This is a genomic window from Mycolicibacterium vaccae NBRC 14118 = CIP 105934, from assembly GCF_001552715.1.
In the GTDB taxonomy this organism is placed as follows: domain Bacteria; phylum Actinomycetota; class Actinomycetes; order Mycobacteriales; family Mycobacteriaceae; genus Mycobacterium; species Mycobacterium vaccae.
The window spans coordinates 20,156-35,093 of the sequence record NZ_BCRS01000004.1 but is presented as its reverse complement, the minus strand read 5'-3'; the positions used below and the strand labels follow the sequence as shown (position 1 = coordinate 35,093).

Genomic DNA, 14,938 nt, shown 5'->3' with positions numbered 1-14,938 from the left:
GGTGTCACGGTCCTTCTGTGGGGTTGAGCTCAGCGAAGAGCGCTCTCAATGCGGGAAAGATCTTCAGGTAAAGCTGGTACATCCGGTCGTACTCGGGCGCGTTCGACGGATCGGGCCGGAACCTGCGCGCTTCGATCGGGTCCGGAAACGGCACGGGTTCGGCAGCACCCGCAATCGCGGACTCGGCGCAGATGTGGGCACCGCGCGTTCCGGCGTGGCGCGCGCCGTTCGGGACCACGACGTCTCGCTGCAGGACATCTGCGAGCATCTGCATCAGCACCTCGTTGAGCGCCCCGCCGCCGACAGCGACGACCTCTGTCAACTCGAGTCCGTGCCGACTGGACAGCTCTTCGACGTGCCGGCGGTGGGTGTAACAGATGCTCTCCATCACCGCGCGCACCATGTGGCGGCGGTCATGGCTCGCGGTGAGGTTGAGGAACACTCCTTTGGCGCTCTTCGCAAGCGGAGCAAGCTCGCCGGCCAGCCAATGGGTCGCCAGCAGATTGTCCGATCCCGCGGGGATCTCGGCGACCTGCCGGTTGATCTCTGCGTAATAGGCAGGCGTGCCTGCCGGGGCCAGATCCTTGAACACCTGGTCGGTGATCCAGTTGTAGGCGCGCATGCCTGTCTGCAGGGGAAACACTGCGCCACCGACGGACTCGTCGAAGGTGAATGCCAGCGGCGCGTCCAGACTCTGGCCGTCGTGTGTGACCACGGTGAGCCACGACGACGTTCCGAAATAGATGTGCGCGGCATTCCTGGAGAATCCGGTGGTGCCGAGCGTGACTGCGGGAAGATCGCCGAATCCGTTGACGACCCGGGTTCCGGAGTTCAGGCCCAGATGGGACGCGCCCGCCTGCGTCAGCTCACCGATCACGTCCGTACACGGCCGGACGGGTGCGAATTTCTCTGTGTCAGTGCCGAATCCGAAGTCCCGGGCCAGCCGTTCACCGAAACCGGTCAGTGGACGTTCCGGGTGCCGGAAAAAGTCGTCGCTGGGGTCGGTCACGACCTCCCCGGTGGCACGCCACTTGAAGTAGGTCGGCAGCCCCATGAGCCACGCCGCCCGCTGCCAGAGGTCCGGGCGGTGCGTCCGCAGCCACAACAACCGGGGCCAGTAGGACTGCCCACCAATCGATTCGAGGCCATAGCGGTGCGACACCGCGGCCCCTTCCTCCGATGCACGCCCGTCGAGCCAGATGATGCCGTCGCACAACACGTCACCGTTGGCCGACACCGGGATCACCGCTTTCCACGGCGCGACGATGACGACCGCGTCGACCTCAGCGGGCGATATCGCACTGCCCGCCACTGCCTCCCGGCACGCCTCGCCGGCAAGGTCCCACAGTTCGGCGGGGTCCTGTTCCGCCCAGGTCGGGAACGGCTGCCGGATGGCGTACTCGCGATCCGCTTCGCCGAGCACGCCCCTGTTGGTATCGGTGACAGCCACTTTGAGCGACGAGGTGCCGAAGTCGAGCGACACTGCCGTTGTCATCGGCGCCGCCTTTTCACCGGAGGCCCCACATCATGCTGAACGTTTGATCAGCGCCCGCATGCGTCCGCGCTTGAGACCGAACTCCTCCAGACCGGCGGCGATCAGCAGCACCGCACCGGTGGCCAGCTTCTGGCCGCTCGTGCTGACGTTGAGCAGCAGCAGTCCGTTCTGCAGCACGCCGAGGAACGCGACGCCCAGCACGACGCCGAACATGGTTCCGCGTCCGCCGTTGAAGGCGATGCCACCGAGGAGCACGGCAGTCAGGACCTGGAGTTCGAGGCCGTCACCGAGGGTGGTCGGCGGTGCCGAATCGAGGCGGGCGGCAAGGAGGACTCCCCCGAGCCCAGCGGCGGCGCCCACAGCGACAAAGGTCATAAACGACAGCCGTCGGGTGTTGATGCCCGACAGGAAGGTTGCTTCGGTGTTCACGCCCAGCCCGTAGACGTGCCGGCCCGAGGCACTGAAGTGCAGGAACACGATTCCCGCGGCCAGAACGAGCAGGGCGATGCCGACCAGGACAGGGATCCCGAACAACGTTCCGCGGCCGAGGAACGCCATGCCGCCCCCGAAACCGGACGGGGGCTGGGTCGTGACGCGCTCGGCGATACCGCGGACCACCTGCAGCATGCCGAGCGTCACCACGATGGGCGAAAGGTTGAGTACCGAGATCATCGCGCCGTTGGCCGCGCCGACGAGCGCCCCCACGACGATGCCGAGGACCGCCGCTGTCAGCCAGTCGGTTCCGCCGGTGATCAGTACGCCCGTCACCACGCCCGAAAGGCCCAGCGTCGAGCCGACGGACAGATCGACCTTCCCGGTGATCACCACGAGCGCGAAGGGCACGGAGATGATCAACAGGATCGCGCTCGACAGAGCGATGTTGATGATGTTGCCGTAGGTGAGGAACCGGGGCGCGGCCACGGAGAAGAAGATCACCATGGCGATGAAGCCTGCGAAGAGCACGTAGCGAATCACGCGCTGCACCAGGTCACCCCGCAGGGCACCTACTGCCGATGTCTTGGTCAGCGTGGTGGTGTCATTACTCATTTTCTGCTCCTTGGGCAGTCACGCCCACGAACTGGTGTGCGGCCAGCATCATGTTCTGTTCGGACATTTCCTGACCGGCAAGCTCTCTTTCGATCCGCCCGTCATCCATCACCAGCACGCGGTCGCAGAGCTGCAGGATCTCGTCCGGCTCGGATGACGCCACGAGACATCCGCAGTCGTGCTTCTTCATGAGATCCCTGATGTAGTCGTAGATTCGCGCCCGGGCACCGATGTCCACGCCCTGGGTGGGCTCGTCGAGTATCAGAAGCCGGATGGGAGCGGATCCCAATCCGGTCCGGCCGACCACGATCTTCTGCTGATTTCCGCCGGAAAACTCTTCGGCGGTCATCCGCGGATCCGGCGGTTGGAGAGCGAGTTCCTCGGCAATCTGGTGGAATTCGCGCCGCTCCGCCGCAGGTCTGCGGATCCCCAGCTTCGAGAGTCGCTTGTACCTCGGCATGAGCACGTTCTCCTGGGCGGTCAGCGTCGACCACAGTCCTTGGGTCGCCCGGTCCGACGCGACGAACCTGATCCCCCGCTTGAACGCGTGCTCCGGCGACTTCGGCCGGTAGGCGCTGCCGTCGAGCTCGATGCGACCGGACATGGCGCCGGCGCCGTAGCTTCCGATCACGCTCTCCAAGAGCGAGGTTCGTCCGGAGCCGACTGCGCCGAACAGCCCGACGATCTCGCCCACACCGACGGAGAAGCTCACCGGGCCGAATCGGGGGCCGGCACCGTCGGTGACGGAGACCGCCGTGCGCTCGAACGTTCGCGCCTGCCCGGCGCGGGCGGCGAGCGGTTGGCCGGATCCCGCCGAAATGGCTTCCAGGATGTCTGACGCGGCGAGGTCCTCGGTCCGGCCGCTGAGCGCGACCACACCGGAGTTGATCACGGTGACGCGATCAGCGATCCGGAACACCTCCGCCATGCGATGCGTGGTGTAGATGATCGCCACCCCGCTGTCGCGCAGCGATTTGACCTTCTCGAAGAGGATTTCGGTCTCTCTCGCCGAGATCGCCGCGGTCGGCTCGTCGAGGATCAGCACCTTGATCGACGTCCTGTTCCAGGCCTTCGCGATCTCGATCTGTTGGCGCACCCCGATGGACAGGTCCCCGACTATCGTGCCGGGAGTGGCGTTGATGCCGTGCTGCGCCAACAACTCCCGTGCGATCCGATTCTGCTTCGCGCGATTGATGATCCCGAAGGTCGTCAACTCGTCGCCGAAGAACATGTTGTCGACCACGCTGATCGTGTCGATCAGGCTGAGGTGCTGATGAATCGTGACGATTCCCGCGTCGAAAGCCTTTGACGGCGTGAGATCTTCAAGGGCTTCGCCGTCAAGCTCGGCGGTGCCACTTGTGATGGCGGTGGCACCGCCGATGCACTTGATCAGAGTCGACTTGCCGGCCCCGTTCGGTCCGAGCAAAGCGTGGACCTCTCCCGCACGGACCTCGAAGTCCACTCCTTTCAGGACAGGATTTGCGGAGTACGACTTGTGGATGTTCGTCAGAGACAGGGCCATCGGGGGGCGACTCTCAGTTGTATGCGGCCAGGAACTCGGACACCTGATCCGGATCAGCGGAAGTCAGGACTGAGAAGTCCAGCGGGCCGTACTCCGGCTCGATGCCTTCCGCGACGTCGACGATGGTGTTCGCCACGGTGGACGTGAGGTCACCGAAGTTCACCGCCGAAGACGCCCGGAAGATGCCGTCCTCCTGGAGAAGCCGAAGAGCGGACGGGGAACCGTCCTGGCCACCGATGTAGACGTTCGGGTCGTTCGGGGCGAAGCCGGCGTTGATGAACGCCTGGCGTGCACCGATGGCGACATCGTCGTTGTAGGCGAGGACCATGTTCAGGTCGGGATGGGCTTGCAGCACTGTGGAGGTGACCGACTCTCCAGAGGCGGTGTCGACCGCTCGCTGATGGCTCACGACCTCGACATTGCCCGCGGCACCGGGGAACTCCGCCATGAGTGCGTCGTCGCGCTCCTTGCCCGCGGTGATGTCACGGTCATGGAGCACCAGCGCCTTGAGGGGACCACCGTGCGCGCTCGCCCACTCGCGGGCGTTGATGCCGAGCTCGGCGCCACTGCGATCCCAGGCGAACTGCACCGCAGCATCCTGGTTCTTCAGATTCGTTCCGTAACTGACGAAGCCGACGCAGTTGTCCAGAGCGCGGCGTCCGATCGGCTCGATGGCCGAAGGTTCGAGGGCGTAGGTCCCGACCGCTGAGAGCCCCTGCGCTACCCACGCCTCGAGGTCACTCACCTGTTGCTGCAGGTCGCCGTCGTTGGTGGTGGTGACGGTGCGGTATCCGCGCTCCTCGGCGATCTGACTGACTTTTTCGTTGAAGGGCTTGTAGATCTCGAGACTGGACAGCGGCCAGTCCCAGCCGATGACCTTCTCTTCCGAAGGCGTGCAGTCGCTGCTACCGCCGACCTCGGAGACGATATCGCCGCCGCAGCCTGCCAACGCCGAGCTCACGGTCGCTACGCACAGCACCCCCAGGAGCTTTTTTGCCCTTCGCATCGCTGTCCTTCCGAATTGCTTGATGGGACTGTCACCGGGCCTTCGGGTTGCTGAACACATCCGGCTTCCCGGCACGCATCCCGCGACCAGAGGTGGGCGTCACGCCGACCTCGTGAGACAGGACACAGTGTGCAACACCAGTCTCTTTCGGTCAAGATCGTTCATTAACGGGACGTAACAGTCAGGAAAAGTCTCGCCACGCTGGACCTGCTCCTGCGGCGGACACCGTTTCTGCGCCTGTTTTTGCCCGTACTTGACAGATAAATCCGCACGCTTTGATACTGGAGCCCGTTCCTTCTGCCTGTGGAAAGGAGGACTACATGCTTGCTGCGACGCGGCGGGAGAGAATTGTCGAGCTCGTGTCCGCCCGTCGGTCGATCTCCAGTGACGAACTAGCGGAGGCGCTCGGCGTTTCGGTCGAGACCGTCCGGCGCGACCTGAGAACCCTTGACGAGACCCGGCAGCTTCAGCGAGTCCGCGGCGGAGCTATTCACGCCGAGGTCCGGACGAGCAACAAAGAGCCTTCGTTCACTGATCGCACGATTCTCGCCGCCGATGCCAAGAATGCGATCGGCGAGTCGGCCGCGCAGTTGCTTCTCGGCGCCAACACGGTTTTCGTCGACATCGGCACGACCGCCATCGCCGTGGCGCGGGCGATGCTCGGATCGTTCACCGGCACGGTGATCACCCCGTCAATGTGGGTCGCCGAGGTGCTCAGCTCCGGATCCGATATCGATGTGTTCATGCCGGGCGGCAAGGTCCGCGGCGGCGACATGTCGATCTCAGGTTCCACCGCACGGGCGTTCCTGCGCGACGTCAATCCTGACGTCGCCTTCCTCGGCACCGGCGGCATCGACATCGGCGCCGGCCTCACCGACTTCGAACTTCAGGAAGTCGACATCAAACGAACTGTGCTACAGAACAGTCAGCGCAGCTACGCACTGGCGGATTCGAGCAAGTTCATGACGCGGGCACCCTTCAAAGTGTGCGACCTCAGCGAGCTGACCGGGATCATCACTGATCCGGATCTGCCCTCCGACACTCTCGACTCCTTTGTCGCCGGCGGTGTCGAGATTCTGACCGGTCTCTGACTCCCGCCTGCCACCAGGGCGACCCGCGTGCGGCGCCGAGCCGGGCGCTGACGATTCCGGGGTGCCGCCGGACAGCACTGGGTACTCCGCGCCGCCTCTGGACTCACCCGACACGCCCTAGCTTCGGCGTTTCGCGGAAACTCACGGTGTGACCGCCTGAACTTTGTCACGCTTGGGCGGTGACGGACTACTCCGGCGCTCGGGCGATCGTCGTCGGCGGGTCGATCGGCGGGCTCACGAGCGCACTGTTGCTGCGCCAGTTGGGCTTCGACGTCGACGTCTTCGAACGGACGCCCACTCCGCTGGACAACCGGGGCGGCGGGATCGTCCTGCAGCCGACCACGATGAAATGGTTCGACGGTCACAGCGCCCGCAGGATCGAAGAGCTCAGCGTCGCAAGTTGTTGGTTGCGCTACCTCGGCCCGGCCAACGAAGTGCAGTACGAGGGTGCGTTCGACTGGCGCAGCACCTCGTGGGGAACCGTGTACCGGGCGCTGCTGGACGACTTCGGTGACGCGCACTATCACCACGGCCAGGCCTGCATCGGACTGCTCCAGGATGCCGACTGCGTCGAGCTCAGTTTCGGGACCGGTCGAGTCGAGCGAGCCGATCTCGTCGTCTTCGCCGACGGGGTCACCTCGACCGGCCGCCAACTGCTCTACCCTGCTGTGCGCCCGCGCTATTCGGGCTACGTCGGCTGGCGCGGCACGGTCCGTGAAGACCAGGTGACCGCCGAAACCCGCGCTGCGCTGGCCGATGCCGTCACCTACAGCGTCGCGCCGCACACCCATGCCGTGATGTACACGATCCCCGGCATGGACGGTGAACTGGAGCATGGCCGGCGCCTGCTGAACTACGTCTGGTACCGCAACGTCGCTGACGGCGATGACCTGCGTGAATTGACCACCGACATCCGGGGTTTCGAGAACCCGGTATCGCTTCACCCCGGTGCGGTGCAGCAGCGCTTCGTCAACGAGATGCGCACCGCTGCGGCCGAGCAATTGGCCCCCGCCGTCGCCGAAGTCATCGGCGCGACCGAACAGCCCTTCCTGCAGGTCATCTCCGACACCGGGACACCGGGCATGGTCCAGGGTCGCATCGCAGTCATCGGCGACGCCGCGTTCTCGGTACGACCTCATCCCGCCGCCGGCTCGGCCAAAGCGGCCGCCGACGCGTGGGCGCTCCACGACCACCTGCAGGCGCACGGCGGGGAGATCGTGCAGGCACTCAAGGCGTGGGAGCCGGGTCAGCTCGAGCTCGGGGGCCGGCTCCTGGAGAGGGCAGCCGCCATGGGCGCGCGATCGCAGGTCACCAACACCTGGACTCCCGGCGATCCCGACCTGCTGCCCGGTCTCTACGCTCCGGGCAGGTAATTCACGGCGTAGACTGTCTGGGTACCAGGTAAGCCCTTGAGCTCCAGGCTTTCTGGCCCGGTGAAGCTGATGTCGTCCTGGTCGCCGACTGACTCCCGCACTGCCTCGGTGACGAGGATCTGTGCGCCGTCGGCGAGGTCGGCCACCCGTGACGCGATGACGACGTCGAGGCCGAAGAGGTCCTCCCCGCGCCGCACCGATGTGCCGACATGCGCACCCATCCGCACCCGGATGCCATCCCAGCGGTCGAGGTTCTGGCGCAGCGCCCGCTGCACGGCCACACAGCAGCGGACCGCGTCGACCGGCTCGGCGAACGCGACCATGAAGCCGTCGCCCTGGGTTTTCACCACGTGGCCGTGGTGGTCGGCCACGCAATCGCCGATCAGCGTGTTGTGCCGCTCCAGCAGCTGCACCCACTCGCGGTCACCCAGCGCCGCATTGCGTTCGGTGGAGCCCTCGATGTCGGAGAACATCAGAACGACCCGACCGTCCGCGGACACGACGCGCGCGAGGTCGGGTCGTTCGATTCGCGCCCAGCCCGCCAGATCGTCGATCGAGCTGCGCACCGAACCGCCGAGGGTCTTGCGGACGATCGCATCCGCGGTCTGCACGGTGTGCATCACCGTCTTGACGGCCAGCGGTGCCACTCCCCTCGGCTTCCGCGTGCGGCGGGGTTTCTCGTCCCGGCGGCGCTCGCGCTCCAGTGCGCGGCGCGTCGACGCCAACGACCGCCGCGACACGACCAACAACACAGCGAGCGTGATCAGCCCGGCCGCCTCGAGCAGGACCACGATCGACAGCGCCACGGTCATGTCGCGATTATGACGGGTGGTCGCAGTCGACCGACCGCGCAGGGCGTCATCGATAACGCCGCGGAACAGTCCATGGCCGCCCGAAATCCTCGTTGAACGACTCGGGGTCGAACGGGCTGTCACCTCCGGCGGGGAAACTGGTCAGCTCGCCGAACACGATGCGTCCGGCAACGTCGTATAGATCAACGCGAACGAAATCAGTGTCAGCGCCGAGCCGTTCGGCCAGGTCGATCATCTCGCTCAGGCGGGCGGGCCTGACGGGGCTGGGATCGGCCCACGGCGCTCCGCCGCTGAGCGGCAGGTGCTCCCAATCCGGTCGGAAGAAGTCCTGAGTGCGCGGGCCGAATCGTCCGGAGTCGACCTCGATGAACGCGCACCGCCCGTGGAAGACGAAGAACTTGTAGTCGTCGGGAACTCCGCCGTCGGCGCCGGTGAGCATCTCCTCGACGATGATGCGCCGTGGCATCTGCCCGTACACCCACTCCCGGTTCGGCCCCTGGCCGTAAAGCTGTGCGACCCAACCCTGCGCGATGCTGACGACGTCCTCGCGAGGTGCGGACTCGGGACGCACGTGCCGGTATTCCCAACTCCGGGGCTCGGTGGGCAGGCGCGCGTCCTTGGGTGCATGGCCGGAAACGATGATGGCCGCGCCGCTGCCGTGGGTCGGCTTCACCACGTAGGAGTCGGGCAGGCGCACCTCGCGTAATGCGGCGGGGTCATCGAGGATCGCATACACCCGTGGAAGGTACTGTGCACCAATCACCGTGGTGACGTAGTCACGTACTGCCGCCTTGTCGGCGAAGGTCACCACCAGCGGGCGGTGGTCGCGCAGCATCTTGTAGCGGACCTTCTCGCGGAACGTGCGTGGTCTCCGCGTACGCCAGAGGCGCACCCGACGCACGAGTGGGCTCCGCTCGCGCCACCGGACGCCCTCGCGGCCCGAGGCGCGACGGGATGCGATCACGAGCCCAGGCTACGGCCCCGGCACCGGCACCGGTTCAATACCGATCTGCGCCTCATCTCGCTGATCTGGGCGACAGAGCTGGCCAAGATGGTTCACTGGCGCACGGGGAAGCACCAAGGGGGTTCCGGTGGCGGAGCCGTCCGGCCGCTCACGAGTCAGGTCTGCTGCACGATCAGGTGAATGAATGCTCCTGGTGCGCCTTGCGTTCCATCTGACGCAAGCATGTCGACCGAGAGGGTGCCCATGTCCACATACGTCCTGGTGCACGGTGCCAGCCATGATGGCACGGCATTCGATACGGTGCTCGCACGGCAGGCCGAACTGGGGCATCAGGCCTATGCGCCCACCGTGGTGGCCGCGGACTGAAAGCCGCAGCCATAGCAGCGTGCCGATCGCCGGCGCGGTCGATCCCATACCGACGTGTCGAGGCCCCCGGGCCCCCGGCCCACGGTCGCCGCGCCGCGCTCCCGTCCGCCGCGGTTTGCCGTGGCCGATGGCGGACCCACCGTTTCACACCGTCGCCGCCGGGTACAGAACGACGATCCGACGATGGAGGTCATGATGACGGGACCCGAACGGGACGAGAGCTCTCCGGAGAAGCTGCGCGACGCGGCAGATGAGAGTGGCGCCGACGATTCCGGAGTGCCGCCGGACAGCACCGGCTACTCCTCGCCGCCACTGGACGCACCCGACACGCCCTAGCCTCGGCGTCTCGCGGAAACTCAGCGCACCGGATCGGTGCATTTCCGTAGTGTCGGTTCCGGTCGAAGGTTGAGCAGCCCGTTCCGGAGTGGTTTCTCGGCGCGGATCGTGGTGCTTCTCGCGGTTCATCTCAGCACCGCGCACGTTCGCCTCCTGAAGGCGCATGGCGCCGAAAGCGGGCGAGTGGACAACTTGTCAGAGATGTCCGCGAAATGACCGACAGTAAGCCGTTCGATTCTCGTTGAGCGGTTCGACAAACTTGCGGCATGCGGCCAGATTCGGAAGATAGTCAGACCGGCACGGCCCGCGTCAAGCGCGGCATGGCCGAAATGCTCAAGGGCGGCGTCATCATGGACGTCGTCACCCCGGAGCAGGCGCGCATCGCCGAAGGCGCCGGCGCCGTCGCGGTGATGGCGCTCGAACGCGTGCCCGCAGACATTCGCGCCCAGGGTGGCGTCTCACGGATGAGCGATCCCGACATGATCGAGGGAATCATGGCCGCGGTCACGATTCCGGTGATGGCCAAGGCCCGCATCGGTCACTTCGTCGAGGCGCAGATCCTGCAGAGTCTCGGAGTGGACTACGTCGACGAGTCCGAAGTGTTGACCCCGGCCGACTACGCCAACCACATCGACAAGTGGCGCTTCACCGTCCCCTTCGTGTGTGGCGCGACCTGTCTCGGCGAGGCGCTGCGGCGCATCACCGAGGGCGCGGCGATGATCCGCTCCAAGGGTGAGGCAGGCACCGGCGACGTCTCCAACGCGACCACGCACATGCGCACCATCCTTGGCGAGATTCGCAGGCTCGGCTCCCTTTCGGAGGACGAGTTGTTCGTCGCCGCAAAGGAACTTCAGGCGCCGTATGACCTCGTGGTCGATGTTGCCCGCGCAGGCAAGCTGCCCGTCACGATGTTCACGGCTGGCGGCATCGCCACTCCGGCCGACGCCGCGATGATGATGCAGCTGGGCGCCGAGGGAGTCTTCGTCGGGTCAGGCATCTTCAAGTCCGGAGACCCCGCCGCGCGCGCCGCGGCGATCGTCAAGGCCGCCACCTTCTACGACGACGCCGACGTCCTGGCCAAGGTATCGCGGGGACTGGGTGAGGCCATGGTCGGTATTAACGTCGAGGACATCGCCGTTCCGCATCGGCTCGCCGAACGCGGCTGGTAAACAACGCTTTCCGGCACCGAGAGGGCAGCCCCAGCATGGTCCACGTAGCCGAAAGCAACTAGCGTGGGAGTTGGCCTACCGAGTCGGCAAGGAACTGAGTCACAAAGAGCGCACCGCGGTGTTCGTGGACCTCGGCAGCGGCGACTTCCTGTCCGTCCACCGCATCCTGCATATCGTTGTGCAGAGGCAGCACCGCCTGCCCGTGATCAGTCTGGAACGGCTGCACATCTGGTCCCGGCTCTGCAATCGAGAGCCTGAGATCGCACCCCGGCTTGCGCGCATCAAAAGTTTCGCCCCCGCTGAATCCGCGTGCCTACAACGTGATTGGTCATTCCAATGCGACGATCGCGTCAATCTCGACGGTTGCGCCAAGGGGCAGTCCAGCGACCTCGACCGTGGTGCGGGCGGGCACCTCACCTTCGAAGAACTCCGCGTAGACGGCGTTGATCGCCCCGAACGCGCTCAGGTCGGTGGTGTAGATCGTGGTCCGCACGGCACGCTTCAGCCCGGTGCCGGCCTCCGCGCACACCGCGGTCAGGTTCCTCAGACATTGCCGCGCCTGGTCCGCCGCGTCGGTCACGTCGATCGATCCCGTGCTCGGGTCGATCGGTAGCGCCCCCGAACAGTAGAGCAGTCCGGCATGAGCTACAGCCTGTACATACGGTCCGATCGCGGCCGGAGCACTTGCGGAGGCGATGCGGGTGAGTTCGGTCATGGTCTTCTCTCTGGTCAACGAAGCGGATCGACTGCGCGAAGCGCGTCGGGTGTCCGGCCTGAGGTGATCATCTCGGCCAACAACTTGCCGGTTATGGGGCCCAGGGTGATCCCCCACATACCGTGTCCACCCGCGGCGAAGACACGCGGACTCGACGTACCGCCAATGAGAGGCAGCCCGTCGGCGGTGCACGGACGCGCCCCAACCCACTCATCCTCACGAGCGTCGAGGTGCGCCCCGTTCAAAAGTTCGCTGGCGGCGTTGCGCAACACGTGTATACGACGGGGGTCCATGGGCGCGTCCACGTCGCGGAACTCCATCATCCCGGCGATACGCAGCCGGTCCCCCACCGGCGTACAGGCCACACGTTGTGTCGGGAAGTACACCGGCCCCTTCGGGAGATGGTCCACCTTGACGGTAAAACTGTATCCGCGGCCCGCTTGGACCAAGCGCCTGACGCCGAACGGGCGAAGCAAGGTGTTCAACCGGGCACCGGTCGCGGCCACCACGGCGTCGAACTGCTCGCCCGCGACCACAACGGCCGTCCCGGTATCACGGATCTCGTCGACTCTCCGTCCGGTCACGATCCGTGCTCCGCGCGCACGGACCTGATCGGCGAGGGCATGCACGTACGCCGCGGGGTTCAGGAAACGCTCGTCGAGGATCTTGATCGCCGCGTTGACTTCCGACGACAATGCGGGCTCCTCCGCCCGGGCAGTATCGCCATCGAGGACCTCGAAGTTCACGTGCTGGCCGGCGGATCGGATCTCGTCGAACTCATCGAGAAGTGTCTTCCGGTCCGCGGTGGTGCGGTACGCCGCGATGAACGGTGCTGCGGGCGCCGACTTCTCCGCCGAATCGATTTCCATCTCGTCGAATGCAGCCAGTGCGTCCCTGTTGAGCGGGATCAGAGCCTGCATCGCCTTGTGCCACCGTGGCGCTGTGCTGTTGCGCACGAATTGCAGAAGAAATCGGATCAGACGGGGATTGGCAGATGGCGGAACATAAACGGGCGAGGCATGACTGACCAACGCCCGCACGCCGTACTTGAGAACGGCGGGCTCAGGTAGCGGAGTCGCGATACTGGGCGTGAGCCACCCGGCGTTGCCCCAACTCGAGCCGGCCGCCACACCGTCGGCATCGATCACCGTCACGTCGACGCCACGCTCCTGCAGGTACCAGGCCGTGCAGAGTCCTACCATGCCCGCGCCGATAACAGCCACCCGCTGCTGGTGTCCGAACTGTCGACCATCCATGGATCTATGGTGCAGCCCAACCTCCCGTCCATGACTGTTCTAGTCGGACAACGGCTCAACTGATCTCGATGCTGTTCGTACAATGAAGCATGTGACCGGTGGCGTAGACCTCAATGAGTTGGTGGCCGCGGGCGTGGCCTCGGTGGTCTCGTACGGCCGCAGCGCTTCGGTTTCGTCAGTTCACTTTCATGGCGATTCGGCTCAACCTCAACGGGGTTCGTTAATTGCAGCACCGAGTGCGACGAACGCCGAACAGCAAGCGGAGGTGGTAGCCCTTGCCGCGTCGTCGGGGGCTGGGGTCGTGGTGGTTCGCAAGGTCGCCTCGGCAGGCACGGATGCACTCTGCCGTGAAATGGGAGTCAGCTTGGCTGAGCTCGCCACACACGTAGAGTGGTCCCACCTGGCCTGGCTCGTACACTGCCTGATGGATCGCAATGAAGTGACAGTGGATCCGGAATCGACCGTGCATCAGGGACTTTTCGCGATGGCCGACGCCTTCGCAGCCATTCTGGGTGCACCGGTCACCATCGAGGACGCCCACAGTCGAGTCGTCGCCTACTCGGCGACCACCGACGACGTCGACAGCGCACGCACCTCTACGATCATGAGTCGCGCGGTGCCCCCGACGGTATTGAGGCGATTGCGCGCCACTGGCGTGCTGAAGAGGTTGGCGCATGACGCACGGCCGTTCATCGTGCCCGCACTCGAGCCGACGTTCCTGCAGCGTCTCGTTGTTCCTCTACGCGTGGGTGGGCAGGCGGTTGGTTCCGTCTGGGCGATTTGGGATGGCACGCTTGATGCTCAGTTGGAGACGCAACTGACGACAACCGGAGCTGCGGCAGCCTTGAGTCTGGTTCAGCTCAATGCCAGCCGGGACGTGGCCGGACGCCACTCGCTCGCCAGTATCCGTGCTGCGCTACGTGGCGAAAGATTCGGGACTCCCAGTGAGTGGGAGCTGCCTTCTCACGCTAAACGAGTTGTCGCACTGCAGCGCCTCTCGAGGGCAAGTCCGGCGGACGACGTCGCCGTTTGGCGAAGCTTCTTCCGTAAAAAGTCCTGGCCGCAGCCGATGCTCGCGGATGTCGATGGGTTCACATTCGCCATCGTGCCGGAACGATCTGGACCCGGAGGGTGGGAGTGGCTTCGTGATCTCGCACGCACATCCGCGCCAGGCCGGATGGCTGCTAGCAGCACCATATCCGACAACGATTCACTACCGGCGGCCCGACTGGAGGCTGCCGAGACACTGAACGCCGTGTGCGCTCTCGGTCGTTCGGTGGGAACTTACGACGAAGTGTGGGACACAGTCGTCTTGCGGCGTGCCGCTGCTGCCGTTGCGCCCCTCCAGCACAGACCATTTCGCGAACTGCTCCGCACCGACGCACGGGGCAAACCGCCTCTGGCGGCTACCTTACGGGCATGGCTCGACTGCGGCGGTGATCTCAAAGAGGCTGCCGCCACGTTGCATACGCACCCCAATACCGTTCGACATCGCCTGAAGAAGATCGATCAGCTCGTCGGCGCCGACGTGCAGACATACTCGCAACGCGTGGCCGCGCTTGTGTTGCTGCGCGGTTGGGACGACACGCAATCGACATGATCCGGACCTATGACGCACATCAGGCGTCGCCTTGTCCACCACGCTCGACGCCGCGAGTCACGCGGTACCCGACCTGAAGCCTAACCCGGTGGGCGGGATCACCAAAGCATCCGACTGGCCCTGCTACACAGTCGATATCCAACCTTCGGCCATTCCGTCCGGACGCTCTGGTGGTGTCATCGATGC

The 14,938-nt window shown here is 65.4% G+C and carries 14 protein-coding genes; 6 read left to right on the top strand and 8 right to left on the bottom strand.

What is annotated here, in order from left to right:
- Positions 1–4: 4 nt before the first annotated feature.
- The 4 genes from MVA01S_RS01530 to MVA01S_RS01515 are packed head-to-tail and all read right to left on the bottom strand — an operon-like array spanning position 5 to position 5,025.
- Positions 5–1,495: a xylulokinase gene (locus MVA01S_RS01530; protein WP_040541785.1), complete on the bottom strand. Its 1,491-nt coding sequence runs from the start codon at positions 1,493–1,495 to the stop codon at positions 5–7.
- Positions 1,496–1,525: 30 nt separating this feature from the next.
- Positions 1,526–2,542: an ABC transporter permease gene (locus tag MVA01S_RS01525; RefSeq protein ID WP_003931617.1), complete on the bottom strand. Its 1,017-nt coding sequence runs from the start codon at positions 2,540–2,542 to the stop codon at positions 1,526–1,528.
- Positions 2,535–4,064 (bottom strand): sugar ABC transporter ATP-binding protein, encoded by a 1,530-nt coding sequence (locus MVA01S_RS01520; RefSeq protein ID WP_003931618.1) that lies wholly within the window; start codon positions 4,062–4,064, stop codon positions 2,535–2,537. The genes MVA01S_RS01525 and MVA01S_RS01520 overlap by 8 nt, the downstream gene beginning before the upstream one ends.
- Before the next feature lie 13 nt (positions 4,065–4,077).
- The gene (locus MVA01S_RS01515) at positions 4,078–5,025 is read right to left on the bottom strand and encodes a sugar ABC transporter substrate-binding protein (protein WP_003931619.1); all 948 of its coding nucleotides are present in this window, start codon (positions 5,023–5,025) and stop codon (positions 4,078–4,080) included.
- Positions 5,026–5,390: 365 nt separating this feature from the next.
- On the opposite strand from MVA01S_RS01515, the gene MVA01S_RS01510 reads away from it, so the two are divergent.
- Together MVA01S_RS01510 and MVA01S_RS01505 are read left to right on the top strand one after the other, a co-directional pair.
- A complete protein-coding gene (locus MVA01S_RS01510) occupies positions 5,391–6,161 on the top strand; it encodes a DeoR/GlpR family DNA-binding transcription regulator (RefSeq protein ID WP_040541787.1) in 771 nt (256 codons plus the stop codon).
- A gap of 179 nt (positions 6,162–6,340) precedes the next feature.
- Positions 6,341–7,534 carry an FAD binding domain-containing protein gene (locus tag MVA01S_RS01505; protein WP_003931621.1) on the top strand — a complete coding sequence of 398 codons (1,194 nt, stop codon included), beginning with the start codon at positions 6,341–6,343 and terminating at the stop codon, positions 7,532–7,534.
- Here the strand turns inward: MVA01S_RS01505 and MVA01S_RS01500 are convergent.
- Both MVA01S_RS01500 and MVA01S_RS01495 read right to left on the bottom strand, forming a co-directional pair.
- Complete coding sequence (locus tag MVA01S_RS01500) at positions 7,516–8,346, bottom strand: adenylate/guanylate cyclase domain-containing protein (RefSeq protein ID WP_003931622.1); 831 nt, start codon at positions 8,344–8,346, stop codon at positions 7,516–7,518. The two genes, MVA01S_RS01505 and MVA01S_RS01500, sit on opposite strands and share 19 nt — an antisense overlap.
- A gap of 46 nt (positions 8,347–8,392) precedes the next feature.
- Positions 8,393–9,310 carry an ATP-grasp fold amidoligase family protein gene (locus MVA01S_RS01495; RefSeq protein WP_237024283.1) on the bottom strand — a complete coding sequence of 306 codons (918 nt, stop codon included), beginning with the start codon at positions 9,308–9,310 and terminating at the stop codon, positions 8,393–8,395.
- A gap of 243 nt (positions 9,311–9,553) precedes the next feature.
- Between MVA01S_RS01495 and MVA01S_RS31825 the strand changes: the two genes are divergently transcribed.
- The 3 genes from MVA01S_RS31825 to pdxS all read left to right on the top strand — a co-directional run bounded on the left by MVA01S_RS31825 (position 9,554) and on the right by pdxS (position 11,181).
- The gene (locus MVA01S_RS31825; RefSeq protein WP_255251666.1) at positions 9,554–9,676 is read left to right on the top strand and encodes a hypothetical protein; all 123 of its coding nucleotides are present in this window, start codon (positions 9,554–9,556) and stop codon (positions 9,674–9,676) included.
- A 195-nt stretch (positions 9,677–9,871) separates the two neighbouring features.
- Positions 9,872–10,012, top strand: coding sequence for a hypothetical protein (locus MVA01S_RS31200; RefSeq protein ID WP_159426295.1), 141 nt, complete (start codon positions 9,872–9,874; stop codon positions 10,010–10,012).
- 266 nt (positions 10,013–10,278) lie between these two features.
- On the top strand, positions 10,279–11,181 hold the full coding sequence (pdxS, locus tag MVA01S_RS01490; protein ID WP_003931624.1) for a pyridoxal 5'-phosphate synthase lyase subunit PdxS: 903 nt from the start codon (positions 10,279–10,281) through the stop codon (positions 11,179–11,181).
- A 328-nt stretch (positions 11,182–11,509) separates the two neighbouring features.
- Here the strand turns inward: pdxS and MVA01S_RS01485 are convergent, their stop codons facing one another.
- Positions 11,510–11,896 (bottom strand): RidA family protein, encoded by a 387-nt coding sequence (locus MVA01S_RS01485; protein WP_003931625.1) that lies wholly within the window; start codon positions 11,894–11,896, stop codon positions 11,510–11,512.
- 14 nt (positions 11,897–11,910) lie between these two features.
- Entirely contained in the window at positions 11,911–13,152 is a 1,242-nt protein-coding gene (locus MVA01S_RS01480; protein WP_060941530.1) for an NAD(P)/FAD-dependent oxidoreductase, read from the bottom strand.
- 91 nt (positions 13,153–13,243) lie between these two features.
- Here MVA01S_RS01480 and MVA01S_RS30160 point away from each other — a divergent pair, with 91 nt between their 5' ends.
- A complete protein-coding gene (locus MVA01S_RS30160) occupies positions 13,244–14,752 on the top strand; it encodes a PucR family transcriptional regulator (protein WP_157895644.1) in 1,509 nt (502 codons plus the stop codon).
- The last annotated feature ends 186 nt before the right edge of the window (positions 14,753–14,938 follow it).

What these genes read in the sequence shown, in the direction of transcription:
- MVA01S_RS01510 (WP_040541787.1), top strand. Translation starts at nt 5,391, where the DNA reads ATGCTTGCTGCGACGCGGCGGGAGAGAATTGTCGAGCTCGTGTCCGCC.
- MVA01S_RS01520 (WP_003931618.1), bottom strand. Translation starts at nt 4,064, where the DNA reads ATGGCCCTGTCTCTGACGAACATCCACAAGTCGTACTCCGCAAATCCT.
- MVA01S_RS01500 (WP_003931622.1), bottom strand. Translation starts at nt 8,346, where the DNA reads ATGACCGTGGCGCTGTCGATCGTGGTCCTGCTCGAGGCGGCCGGGCTG.
- pdxS (WP_003931624.1), top strand. Translation starts at nt 10,279, where the DNA reads ATGCGGCCAGATTCGGAAGATAGTCAGACCGGCACGGCCCGCGTCAAG.
- MVA01S_RS31200 (WP_159426295.1), top strand. Translation starts at nt 9,872, where the DNA reads ATGACGGGACCCGAACGGGACGAGAGCTCTCCGGAGAAGCTGCGCGAC.
- MVA01S_RS01480 (WP_060941530.1), bottom strand. Translation starts at nt 13,152, where the DNA reads ATGGATGGTCGACAGTTCGGACACCAGCAGCGGGTGGCTGTTATCGGC.
- MVA01S_RS31825 (WP_255251666.1), top strand. Translation starts at nt 9,554, where the DNA reads ATGTCCACATACGTCCTGGTGCACGGTGCCAGCCATGATGGCACGGCA.
- MVA01S_RS01525 (WP_003931617.1), bottom strand. Translation starts at nt 2,542, where the DNA reads ATGAGTAATGACACCACCACGCTGACCAAGACATCGGCAGTAGGTGCC.
- MVA01S_RS01530 (WP_040541785.1), bottom strand. Translation starts at nt 1,495, where the DNA reads ATGACAACGGCAGTGTCGCTCGACTTCGGCACCTCGTCGCTCAAAGTG.
- MVA01S_RS01485 (WP_003931625.1), bottom strand. Translation starts at nt 11,896, where the DNA reads ATGACCGAACTCACCCGCATCGCCTCCGCAAGTGCTCCGGCCGCGATC.